Origin of the sequence: Oryzibacillus soli, from assembly GCF_051594765.1 — a bacterium.
Taxonomy (GTDB): domain Bacteria; phylum Bacillota; class Bacilli; order Paenibacillales; family NBRC-103111; genus Paenibacillus_AR.
This window is the reverse complement of the sequence record NZ_JBPPGJ010000003.1, coordinates 338,525-350,479: the sequence shown is the minus strand read 5'-3', so window position 1 is coordinate 350,479 and position 11,955 is coordinate 338,525. Positions and strand designations below refer to the sequence as shown.

General features: G+C 60.0%; 11 protein-coding genes. 8 read left to right on the top strand and 3 right to left on the bottom strand.

Translation table 11 applies throughout. The annotated features are described in order from the left end of the window. Positions 1–5: 5 nt before the first annotated feature. Together ACSEXW_RS05835 and ACSEXW_RS05830 are read right to left on the bottom strand one after the other, a co-directional pair. Positions 6–809 carry an ABC transporter permease gene (locus ACSEXW_RS05835; protein WP_438445167.1) on the bottom strand — a complete coding sequence of 268 codons (804 nt, stop codon included), beginning with the start codon at positions 807–809 and terminating at the stop codon, positions 6–8. After that, positions 806–1,783 (bottom strand): ABC transporter ATP-binding protein, encoded by a 978-nt coding sequence (locus tag ACSEXW_RS05830; protein ID WP_438445166.1) that lies wholly within the window; start codon positions 1,781–1,783, stop codon positions 806–808. The genes ACSEXW_RS05835 and ACSEXW_RS05830 overlap by 4 nt, the downstream gene beginning before the upstream one ends. A 419-nt stretch (positions 1,784–2,202) precedes the next feature. On the opposite strand from ACSEXW_RS05830, the gene ACSEXW_RS05825 reads away from it, so the two are divergent. From ACSEXW_RS05825 to ACSEXW_RS05790, 8 genes are all read left to right on the top strand, one after another. Then, positions 2,203–3,048: a sugar phosphate isomerase/epimerase family protein gene (locus ACSEXW_RS05825; protein WP_438445165.1), complete on the top strand. Its 846-nt coding sequence runs from the start codon at positions 2,203–2,205 to the stop codon at positions 3,046–3,048. A gap of 78 nt (positions 3,049–3,126) precedes the next feature. Continuing rightward, entirely contained in the window at positions 3,127–3,891 is a 765-nt protein-coding gene (locus ACSEXW_RS05820; RefSeq protein ID WP_438445164.1) for an MOSC domain-containing protein, read from the top strand. 125 nt (positions 3,892–4,016) lie between these two features. Next, a complete protein-coding gene (locus ACSEXW_RS05815) occupies positions 4,017–4,928 on the top strand; it encodes a DUF2232 domain-containing protein (RefSeq protein WP_438445163.1) in 912 nt (303 codons plus the stop codon). A gap of 26 nt (positions 4,929–4,954) precedes the next feature. Beyond that, positions 4,955–6,919, top strand: coding sequence for a DHH family phosphoesterase (locus ACSEXW_RS05810; protein WP_438445162.1), 1,965 nt, complete (start codon positions 4,955–4,957; stop codon positions 6,917–6,919). Next, positions 6,916–7,365, top strand: a complete 450-nt coding sequence (gene rplI / locus ACSEXW_RS05805; protein WP_438445161.1) for a 50S ribosomal protein L9 — start codon at positions 6,916–6,918, stop codon at positions 7,363–7,365. Before ACSEXW_RS05810 ends, rplI begins: the two co-directional genes overlap by 4 nt. 186 nt (positions 7,366–7,551) lie before the next feature. Further along, a complete protein-coding gene (gene dnaB, locus ACSEXW_RS05800) occupies positions 7,552–8,913 on the top strand; it encodes a replicative DNA helicase (RefSeq protein ID WP_438445160.1) in 1,362 nt (453 codons plus the stop codon). Positions 8,914–9,064: 151 nt separating this feature from the next. Next, positions 9,065–10,348, top strand: coding sequence for an adenylosuccinate synthase (locus ACSEXW_RS05795; protein ID WP_438445159.1), 1,284 nt, complete (start codon positions 9,065–9,067; stop codon positions 10,346–10,348). Between the two features lie 556 nt (positions 10,349–10,904). Then, positions 10,905–11,657 carry a hypothetical protein gene (locus ACSEXW_RS05790; RefSeq protein ID WP_438445158.1) on the top strand — a complete coding sequence of 251 codons (753 nt, stop codon included), beginning with the start codon at positions 10,905–10,907 and terminating at the stop codon, positions 11,655–11,657. Here the strand turns inward: ACSEXW_RS05790 and ACSEXW_RS05785 are convergent. Next, the gene (locus ACSEXW_RS05785; protein WP_438445157.1) at positions 11,628–11,912 is read right to left on the bottom strand and encodes a hypothetical protein; all 285 of its coding nucleotides are present in this window, start codon (positions 11,910–11,912) and stop codon (positions 11,628–11,630) included. The genes ACSEXW_RS05790 and ACSEXW_RS05785 overlap by 30 nt on opposite strands. Between the last annotated feature and the right edge of the window lie 43 nt (positions 11,913–11,955).

Below are 11,955 nucleotides of genomic sequence, written 5' to 3'. Positions count from 1 at the left end.
CGGGATCAACCTCCTTGAATCACAACTCGGCGCAGGGAACGCCGGAGCCAGATGCTGCCCGTCCCGACCAAGAGAGCCAGCCAGGCGAGCTGGATCAGGACGCCCCACAGTGCCTCCGGTACGGGAATATGGCCGGAGTACACCCGGAAGGGGAGGTCCGACGCGTAGCGGAAGGGCAGAGCCGACACGATCTGCTGCAGCCAGCCGGGCATAAGGGGGACTGGAATGACCAGTCCGGCGCAGAACTCTCCCAAGACGCCGATCAGGAGCGTGGAGCCTACGGGCGACATGGTGTAGAAGACGGAGATATAGATGAACATGGATATGGCGGTCAGCACCATGAGCCCCAAGCTCAGCGTCACCAAGAAGAGGAGCGCAGAGGCCCAGGAAGGCGGCAGGTCCAAGCCGTAGGGCTCCGGCAGCAGGAAGGCCACGACCAGGATGGGCGAACAGCGCAGTAGGGCGCCGGAGAGCCGCTGGGCGATCAGCTTGGCGTACCAGAAGCCGTACAGACCGCAGGGACGGCACAGTTCATAGGCAATATTGCCGCTCGTGATCAGGTTGAAGATCTCCATGTCCCGGTACCACAGCATGATGAAGGCGAGGAAGGACTGCTGGAGCCACAGATAGGTGATCAGATCGTTCAGGGAGATGGGGGGCGTACCCGTCGTATGGCTGTAAAAGGCCTCATAGATCATGATCATCATCATGCCCCAGAAAAATTGGGTGGCCACTCCGGCCAAGGCCGCAACCCGATATTGCAGCCCCAGCAGCATCCGAAGCTTGAAGACGGCTCGGTAGGCTCTCATATCTGGAACTCCTTGTACAGCCGGACGATGATGTCCTCGATGGGCTCGGTCTCCACGGAGAGGTCCAACACCTCCACCTGCTCGGTGAGCCGGGTCATCAGCTGGGCGATAGGGGTATGGTCCGTGTTCACGCCCAGGACGGCCCGCTCCGGAGACCAGGAGAGCAGAGAGGTCCCCTCGATCTGCAAAGGGCTGGGGTGCTCCCGGTAATCGACCGTCACCACCTTGGCACTGCCGAACCGGGTTCGGAGATCCGTCAGGCTGCCGTCATACAGCAGCCGTCCCTTGCCGATCAGGAGGAGCCGGTGGGCCAGGGCTTCGATATCGTTCATATCATGGGTGGTCAGGATGACGGTGACGCCCTTCTCCCGGTTGATGGTGCGGATGAATTGCCGGACAGCGATCTTCGATACGGCATCCAGGCCAATGGTGGGTTCGTCCAGGAAGAGCAGGTCGGGACTGTGCAGGAGGGAGGCGGCGATCTCGCAGCGCATCCGTTGGCCCAGGCTGAGCTGGCGGACGGGGGTGGACAGCAGGGAGGCGAGATCCAGCGTTTCGGTAAGCATGGATAGGTTGGAGTGGTAATCCTTCGCGGGGATGCGGTAAATTTCACGGAGCAGCTCGAAGGAGTCCAGGACGGGGACGTCCCACCAGAGCTGGGAGCGCTGGCCGAAGACGACGCCGATCCGCTTGACGTAGGGGACACGGTCCTTCCAGGGGGTGTAGCCTAGAATGGAACAGGTGCCCCGATCGGGGACCAGGATGCCGCTCATGATCTTAATGGTGGTGGACTTGCCGGCGCCGTTCGGGCCGATGTACCCGACGATCTCGCCGGGAGCGATGGAGAAGGAGATGTCGCTAAGAGCATGGATATCCGTATGCTCTCGGGCTACAAGCGCTTTCATCGCTTGCTTCAGGCCGGAAGTCCGTTTGGGGACGCGGAACGACTTGCTTAAGCCTTCTACGGTTATCACGGGTGGATCCTCCTATAAGAGAAGTGTAAGGGTGCCAGCACTTCCAGCTGGCTTCGAATGTCATCAACAGAGCGGTTGAGCCTAAGCCGGGGAGATCGGCTCGGTAACATCAACATCGGTTGCTGGGCGGGTCGCGTGGACCGGCTTTCGAAAGCATCAGCTTAGAGGCTGTTCCCCCGGAGAATCCGGCGGCAATAGCGTAAGCATAAGGGCATGAAGCATCGTCCCAAGTACAGGCGGCCGCAGCATCGGCGCCATTGGAATTTGGGAACGGAAGGAAATATTACCACTTGGGTAAATCAGGTGTCAAGAGCTTTTTTCGGGAATTGGGCGGGATGGAGGAATAGAGCTGTCCAATGGGAGTAAGTTGAAGTATGATATGGTTTGAAACGTTTCAATGATGAAAGGGGCTCATCCTTATGAAATTATCCGTGTTTACCGTGGTTACCCCCGATCTGACTCCTGAGGAGCTGGTGGCGGAAGCTCAAGCTGCAGGACTGGACGGCATCGAGTGGCGCTACAAGGAGGTGCCGGAGGATGCGAAGACTGAGGTTCCCTCCTTCTGGAGGAACAACCGCTGCTCCATCGATCCCCGGTCAACGGACGAGGAGCTGGAGCGCTTCCGTCGTATTACGGCAGAGCACGGGCTGGAGCTGCTGACGGTGACCCCTTATCTGAATGTAGACGAGATGGAAGCGACGGAGCAGGTGTTCCGCGCTGCGCAAAAAGTCGGCGCACGCATGATCCGCGTGGGCGTCCCCGGCTATAACAAGACCGTACCCTACCCGGTCTTGTACGAGAAAGCGGTGGCTTATCTGCGTGCGGTGGAGCCGATGGCCCGGAAGTACGGGGTGAAAGGCCTGGTGGAGACCCATCACCACACCATCGCCCCCAGCGCCAGCGCCGCCTACCGGCTGGTCAGCCACTGCGATCCGGAGCACATCGGAGTGCTGTTCGACCCCGGCAACATGGTGCATGAGGGCTTCGAGAATTTCCGGATGGGGCTGGAGCTGCTGGGGCCGTATTTGGCCCACGTCCACATCAAGAACACGGGCTGGGTCAAGCAGGGTAGAGGAGACGGCTCCGTGTCCTGGAGCTCGGACTGGTTCCCCCTGTCGGAAGGTGTGGTGGATTACCGGTCGTTCCTGGAGGATCTGAAGGCCGTCGGTTATGACGGCTATCTGGGCATAGAGGATTTCAGCCGGCAGTACGGCTCCCGGGAGCTGCTGCACGCTTTTGCGAAGCATCTGCGGGAACTGGTATAATAGAGCAAGTTGAAAAGACTGCCCCTGGTGGAAACCGGGGGTTTTGTCGTGTAGGGCTGGCAGAGGGAGAGAGGAACCATGTTGGAGGAAAGCTATAGCAGCAGTCCGGGACGGGTGGCGGGGCAAGTGACCCTGCTGCGGAGGTACCCGGTGAAATCGATGGGCGGGGAGCCGCTGGAGCAATGCCGGGTCGAGGAATCCGGACTTCGGGGAGACCGGGTGCGGCTCCTCCTGAAGGAGCGGTCGGACAAGCAGCTAACCGCCCGGGAGCAGCCCGGGCTGCTGCATTATGCCGCGGAATGGACGGAGAACAGCGGAGGGTCGGACGAGGGCTCCATCAAGATCCGCACGCCGGACAATACCGTCTATGATTGGGCTGCGGACGAGCTGGCCGGGGAGCTGCAGATGAAGGCGGGAGAGCCGCTTGCCTGGATGGTCTACGGAGCGGAGGATCCCCTGACGGGGGTCGATGATGCGCCGGTGCTGCTGGTGACGGAAGCGTCACTGGCCGAGCTTGGCCGCTTGTGGAAGCCGGAGAGGGACTTGTGGCGCCGGTTCCGGCCCAATGTAATCGTCCGGACAGAAGAGCCGGCCTTCGCGGAGCTGTCCTGGACCGGGCGGCACTTCCGGCTGGGGGAGGCGGAGCTTGAGGTGATCAAGGGCTGCGAGCGCTGCTCCATGATTACGATTCATCCGGAGACGCTGGAGAAGGACCCCTCGTTACTGAAGCTGGTGAACGAACGCTGTAAGGGCCTCTTCGGTGTCTACGCCCGGGTGGTGAAGAAGGGGACGGTCCGTAAGGGCGATCCGTTCGAAGAGCTGCCGGAACCGGCGAGCCTGTAGGAGCGGCAGAAGCCGCTGGGGGAGCCGGAGGCATAAACAGGGATGCTTTCCGCATCCCGGCTCCTTTTGTGCTATAATCAAGGGTAATGCCGCTTTCGACTTCTTCGTGTACGAGGTGAATCCGATTGTCCAAAGGTCGTTCCTTCGCTTTGGTCTGGTGCATCATCAATCTGTTGATGCTGTTGTCTTTTATAACGCCGCTGGTCATTATATCGCTTAATTTCATTATGGTACCCGCCGTGGTTCTGTACGCCCGGCTCGATCTGAAGCGCTTCATCCTGTTCTACGCGATCAGCTTGGCGGGCGTGTGCGCGATCACCGGATATTCCGGACTGGTCTTGGCCATCATGTCCTTATTCTTCCTGGCGCCGGCTATCATGATGGGCCGGATGTACAAGAAGCAAGCCCCGGCCCGGGTCAGCATCGTAGCCGGAGCGGGAACGCTGCTGGCGGAGTTCCTCTTAGGCCTACTGGTCAGCTATGCGGCAGGCTACCGCCCCATGGACCAGGTGAAGGACTTCATCCGCGACAGTGTGGACAGTCTGCCTGACGTTCTGCGGAATTCCGTGAATGAGGCGGCGCTGGATCTGGCCATTCATTACTTCATGCAGATCATCCCGCTGCTCCTGATCGCGGCTTCGCTGTTCTACACGGTGATCGCCCATGGGATCGGGCGCTGGGTGCTCCGCCGCAACGGCATGCAGGTGCCGGGGCTTCCGCCTATGCGGGAGTGGAGGCTGCCGAAGTCCATGGCCTTCTATCTGATCATCGTAACGATCTTCGATCTGTTCATCAGCATCGAATCCAACTCGTTTCTCTCCATGGTGGTGTGGAACCTGCTTCCGATTCTGACGGCGGCCTTCGCCATCCAGGCCATCGGCTTCCTGTTCTTCGTGGCCCACGCCAAGAAGTGGAGTGTGGCGCTCCCTGTGGTGGCCATCGTGCTGGCGGTGGTGCTGCCGTTCCTGATGTACTTCTACTGCCTCTTGGGCGTGCTGGACGTATTGCTTCCGATTCGCAAGCGCATCACCGGGTGACGGACTGAAGGAAGGAGGGTTCTGCGGTGCCGAAGGATTTATTGAAACGTTGGCATGGACGCCATACGCTGTGGACCTTTGTTTATTTGTCCGGACTGGTCGCAGGACTGTTCTTCACCCATTGGCTCTTGGGCATTGGGGCGTTAATCCCCCTGGGTCTCCTGGTCTATTACACCCTCCTGGCCGAGAAGGCCTTCGAGAAGGATCTCTTCGATTATGTGGCCACGTTATCGCACCGGGTCAAGCGGGCCAGTCATGAAGTGATCCACGAGCTGCCCATCGGGATCGTGCTCTACAGCGAGGAGAAGGTCATCGAGTGGCACAACCCGTTCGTGGGGACGATGCTGGGCAAGGAGTCGGTCATCGGGCAGCCGATGGCGGAGGTTTTCCCCCAGCTGAAGAACAAGAAGGAGAAGGACACCAAGATCGAACTCCGGCTGGAGCAAGCGATCTACTCCGTGACGGTGAAGCCGGAGGAGCGTCTGCTCTACATTCACGATATTACGGCCCAGACGGAGCTGGCTCAGAAGTTCCAGGAGAGCAAGCCGGCCATGGGCTTGGTGATCCTCGATAATCTGGACGAGGCGACCCAGGGCATGGACGATCAGTTCCGCACCATGACCCTGGCCAAGGTGACGGGACAGATCAACGAATGGGCGCAGAAGTACGGGATCTACATGCGGCGCACTTCATCGGACCGGTATCTGGCGGTGATGGATCAGAAGGCGCTCCAGAAGCTGGAGCAGTCCCGATTCGATATTCTGGACGATGTCCGGGATTCCACGCTGGAGCTGAAGGTGCCCTTCACGCTCAGCATCGGGGTGGCCTCCGGCTCGGACAGTCTGGTGGAGCTGGGACAGCTGGCCAATACCAGCGCGGATATCGCCCTGGGCCGCGGCGGCGATCAGGCGGCCGTGAAGGTGGGACAGCGCCTGTCCTTCTACGGCGGGCGGTCCAATGCGGTGGAGAAGCGGACCCGTGTCCGGGCCCGCGTCATCTCCCATGCGCTCCGGGATCTGATCAAGGAGAGCGACCGGGTGCTCATCATGGGGCATAAGATTCCGGATATGGACGCCATCGGCGCCGCGATCGGCGTATGGAAGGCCGTCCAGATGGCCGGCAAGGAAGGCTATGTGGTGCTGGAGGGCTTGAATCCCTCCATTCAGAAGCTGATGGACCTCCTGATCGAGGAGGAGAAATATAAGAAGTGCTTCATCACGCCGGACCATGCGCTGACGCTGAAGACCGCAAGGACCTTGGTGGTCGTGGTGGATACGCATAAGGCGTCGCTGACGCCGGAGCCCCGGCTTCTTGCGGGCACGAACCGGATTGTGGTGGTGGACCACCATCGCCGGGGCGAGGAGTTCATCAGCGAAGCGGTTCTCATCTACATGGAACCGTATGCGTCCTCGACCTGCGAGCTGGTGACGGAGCTCCTGCAATATTTTCAAGACCGGGTGTCGCTGGATGTGATGGAGGCCACGGTGCTCCTGGCGGGCATCGCCGTGGATACGAAGAACTTCACCATGCGGACGGGGGCCCGGACCTTCGAGGCGGCGTCCTTCCTGAGGCGCAACGGCGCGGATACGGCCATCATCCACCGGCTGCTGAAGGAGGATCTGGACTCGTATGTGAAGAAGGCGGAGGTGATCAAGCATGCCGAGATCATCTACGACCACATCGCCATCGCGGTGACGGAGCCGAATCGCAAATATTCTCAGTTGCTGATCGCTCAGGTTGCTGATACATTGGTGAATATGACGGATATTATGGCGTCCTTCGTCGTTGCGGAGCGCCAGGACGGATTAATCGGCATCAGCGCCCGTTCCCACGGCCAGATCAACGTGCAGGTGGTTATGGAGCGTCTGGGCGGAGGCGGTCACTTGACCAACGCGGCGGTCCAGCTGGACAACACGACGGTGGCGGAGGCGGCCAAGCGGCTGAAGCAGGTGCTGCAAGATATCGATGCGGAAGAGGGGTTATTCGAATGAAGGTTATTTTCCTGAAGGACGTGAAGGGACAAGGCAAGAAGGGCGAGATCAAGGAAGTGTCGGAGGGCTATGCCCAGAACTTCCTGTTCAAGCAGGGTGTGGCGGCACCGGCGTCGCAGGGCAATATCAAGACGCTGGAGGTCCAGAAGCAGGCCGAGGTGAAGCGCAAGGAGAAGGAGAAGCAGGACGCCGTGGACCTGGGGGAGAGGCTTAAGGAGATCACCCTGGAGATGAAGCATAAGTGCGGCGAGGGCGGACGGCTGTTCGGCTCCATTACGACGAAGCAGATTGCGGAGGAGCTGGAGAAGCAGAAGAAGATCTCCATCGACAAGCGCAAGATGCAGATGGAGGATCCCATCAAGATGGTCGGATCGTTCACGATTCCGATCAAGCTGCACACCGAAGTGACGACCACCCTGAAGGTGCACGTGGTGGAAGAGAAGTAAGAACGGCGGTACAAGCTAGGCTCGATACGATTCCAATCCGGTTCTCCGTGATGCTACCTGCAGCATGGAGAACTTTGCGTTCCGGGGCTCACGCAGGTCCTTAACCGGACCATCCCGCCGCAAGCACGGACGGGCTGTTGAAGACCTCCTCCTGAGCGGGAGAGGGAGGAGAGAGGAGGACAACTCATGCAAGGGGACATGACGACATTCGACCGGATACCGCCGCAGAACCTGGAAGCGGAGATGGCGGTGCTCGGTGCGATACTGCTGGACGGGGAAGCGCTGATCGCGGCAATGGAGCGGGTCACCAGCGAGGACTTCTATCGGACGGCGCACCAATATATCTTCGAAGCGATGATCGATATCGCCGAGGCCAACGAGCCGGTGGACCTGGTTACGTTAACCTCCCGCCTGCAGGACAAAAAGCAGCTCGACGAGGTCGGGGGCGTCGCTTACCTGGCTCAGCTGGCCAGCTCGGTGCCGACGGCGGCCAACGCGGACTACTATGCCCAGATCGTCGAGGAGAAATCCATGCTCCGCCGGTTGATCCGGACCGCGACGAACATCGTCTCGGACGGGTACTCCGGCGAGGACCAGGTCAGCGCGCTCTTGAGCGACGCCGAGGCGCGCATCATGGAGATCTCGAACCGGCGGACAGGCAGCGGCTTCCACGCCATCAAGGACGTCCTGATGGAGGTCTTCGAGAAGGTGGAGCAGCTGTCGCAGCTTCGCGGCACCTCCACCGGCATTCCGTCCGGGTTCATCGATCTGGACAAGATGACGTCGGGCTTCCAGCGCTCCGACCTGATCATCGTGGCGGCCCGTCCCTCCGTCGGCAAGACGGCCTTCGCCCTGAACGTGGCGCAGAACATCGGGGTGCGCGCCAAGGAAACCGTGGCCATCTTCTCCTTGGAGATGGGCGCCGCCCAGCTGGTGCAGCGGATGATCTGCGCCGAGGGCAACATCGAGGCCACGGGCATGCGGAACGGGGATATGAAGGGCGACGATTGGGAAAAGCTAACGATGGCCATCGGGGCCTTATCGGAGGCGGAGATCTACATTGACGATTCCCCCTCGGTTACGGTAGCCGACATCCGGGCCAAGTGCCGGCGTCTCAAGAAGGAGAAGGGGCTCGGCATGATTCTGATCGACTACCTGCAGCTCATCCAGGGCCGCGGGAAGGGCGACAACCGCCAGCAGGAGGTCTCCGAGATTTCCCGGACCCTGAAGCAGATCGCCAGGGAGCTGAACGTTCCCGTCATCGCGCTGTCCCAGTTAAGCCGGGGCGTCGAGCAGCGGCAGGATAAGCGCCCGATGATGTCCGACCTTCGGGAATCGGGCTCCATCGAGCAGGACGCCGACATCGTGGCGTTCCTGTACCGGGACGACTACTACGACAAGGAAACCGAGAAGAAGAACATCATCGAGATCATCATCGCCAAGCAGCGGAACGGCCCTGTGGGCACGGTGGAGCTGGCGTTCCTGAAGCAGTACAACAAATTCGTCAGTTTGGACCGAACCCATCAGGAAGCGGCGGCTGCCCGATAAATATGTGGCTTATATCCGAACGATCAAACTATACATTGTTTGATCGTTCGTTTTCGTTGACTTTACTTTAACGGACTGCTACACTAGAGTTGCTGCCCGAAGGGGCAGCTATTATGCGGTGTGGAGTTCCGCACCGGAAGGGGTTATGTACATGTCGACAGTCGTTGTTGTCGGTACGCAATGGGGAGACGAAGGGAAAGGCAAGATCACCGACTTCTTGGCGGAATCCGCCGATGTGGTTGCCCGCTATCAAGGGGGTAACAATGCCGGGCATACTATCTTGATTGATAATAAGAAATACAAGCTGCATCTGATTCCCTCGGGAATTTTCTATAATGATAAAGTCTGCGTGATCGGCAACGGCATGGTTCTGAACCCGTCCGCGCTGATCGAGGAGATTCAATACATCCACGATAACGGCTTCTCCACCGAGAACCTGCGCATCAGCGACCGGGCTCATATCATCATGCCGTATCATCTGCTGCTGGACGGGCTGGAGGAGGACCGCAAGGGCGCCAACAAGATCGGCACCACCCGCAAGGGCATCGGCCCCTGCTACATGGACAAGGCTGCCCGCAACGGCATCCGGGTCGCCGACCTGATGGACGCCGAGGAGTTCGAGACCAAGCTCCGCCGCCTGGTGGAGGAGAAGAACCGGGTTATCGAGCAGGTATACGGAGCCAAGGGCCTGTCCGCCGACTCCATCCTGAAGGAATACTTAGAATATGCCGAGGTTCTGCGGCCTTACGTTACCGACACCTCCGTCGTGCTGAACGACAGCATTGACGAGGGCAAGCGTGTCCTCTTCGAGGGCGCCCAGGGCGTCATGCTGGACATCGACCAAGGCACGTATCCGTTCGTTACCTCCTCGAACCCGACAGCAGGCGGCGTCTGCATCGGCTCCGGCGTCGGACCGACGAAGATCAGCCAGATTATCGGTGTGGCTAAGGCGTACACCACTCGTGTCGGTGACGGTCCGTTCCCTACTGAGCTGAACAATGAGATCGGCGACCGCATCCGGGAAACCGGCAACGAATACGGCACCACCACCGGCCGTCCGCGCCGCGTCGGCTGGTTCGATAGCGTCGTGGTCCGCCATGCCCGCCGCGTCAGCGGCATCACCGGTCTGTCCCTGAACTCGCTGGACGTATTGACCGGTCTGGAGTCCGTGAAGATCTGCACCGGCTACAAGTACCGCGGCGAGATCATCACCCACTACCCGGCCAGCCTGAAGATGCTGTCCGAGTGCGAGGCCGTGTACGAGGAGCTGCCGGGCTGGAGCGAGGACATCACCAATGTCCGCCGGCTGGAGGACCTGCCGGCTAACACCCGCCGCTATGTGGAGCGCGTGTCCGAGCTGACCGGCATCCCGATCGCCATCTTCTCCGTTGGCCGCAACCGCGAGCAGACCAACCTGGTGAAGGCGATTTACTAAGATCGTGAACGATGCAAGCCCTCCGTTGATTGTGGACGGAGGGCTTTTTGTTGTGAGCGGGGACGTGGTTCCATTAAGGCGGCCAGTCGCCGCAAATCCGCGCCAGGGGTGGGAGCGCACGGATAAGGCGGCGTGGAGCCTTAATTGCACCGCGCGGGTCCGCCGCCCGGCATCGCGTCTCATTTAAGGCGGCCAGCCGCCGCAAATCCGCGCCAGGGGTGGGGGCGCACGAGATAAGGCGGCATGGAGCCTTAATTGCACTGCGCGGGTCCGCCGCCCGGCATCGCGTCTCATTTAAGGCGGCCAGTCGCCGCAAATCCGCGCCAGGGGTGGGAGCGTACGAGATAAGGCGGCATGGAGCCTTAATCCAACCGCGGGGGTCCGCCACCCTAAGCCGCTTTGGGGCTGGACCCGGCTCCCAGCCCTTGGCTTTTTTCGCCCGCCGGCACTAAAACAGGGGAATTTGGTCAATACTACCTGTAGAGTCCGTGTGCTGATCTCGAGGACATTCCCGGGGGAGGACGAACAATACCAAGCGGTTAGGCGGGATTTATTCGTGAAATGGGTAACGTGGTTGGTCAAACTGTGTGCGGCGGCTCTTATCATATCCATGGTATCTCTCTATGCGACCTGGACCGCTGTTCAGATGATGGTGGGCAAGGTGCTGGATCAATATCAGCTCGGGAGCGAGCTGCAGAAAATTGAATTTTCGGATTTTTTGGCAGAATTCGTGAGCAGTCTGAATATAATGGAACATCCCGCCCGGAATGGGACGCAAGCGGGCAAGGATCATCCGAATCAGACGGGTGGATCCGCAAGCGCCGGGGCGGACAAGAAGGCAGCGGGAACGGGCGGAACACAGCCGGGGATGGGAAGCGGGGATTTGAAGACGGGCGATGCGCTTGCAGGCACGGCGGGTGGAAGCATCGGGTCCGGGACCGGAGTGACGAACGACGGCAGCGGGGACCCCCGGTATTCCGGAACGGCCGGGAAGCAGCAGGAGGCACTGCCCGCATGGAGCCAATCCTCCACAGGCATGTCCGATGCGCAGGAGAAGACGGAGAAGAAGACCGTCTTAAGCACCGAAGCCCTGCAGAACACCAAGGATAAGATTTCCGGCGAGGACAAAATGAAGCTGTTCAGCATGGTATACAGCAAGCTTCCCTCTGCAGAACTGCAGAACATCTCCCGGCTGATGGAGGACGGCATTACCCAAGAGGAGCTGTCCCAGATGGAGAGTATCGTCAAGAAATACATGACGAAGGAGGAGTTCGATGAGCTAATGACGATTCTGGGCAAGTACGAGTGAAGGGCCGGAACCCGGCAAGAGAGAGCCGCGATGGCAGCGGATGGCGTCTTCCGCGAGACGGTAGCGGGAGCGCTCCATCCAGACGCTCAAGGCATAGGGGAGGGATCCTCCGCCGGGGGGGCTGAACAACCCTTCTTCCGAGGGGGAGTCCTCCAGAAGGCGCACGTCGATGGCCCCTTGGCTGCGGATTTCGTCGATTGCCTGCTGCATCAGGGCACGGTTCGGAAACGAAGCGACCAATTGAACTTCCATCATCCTACCAATCTCCTATTCCCTCTATACGAAATGAAAACGCAAT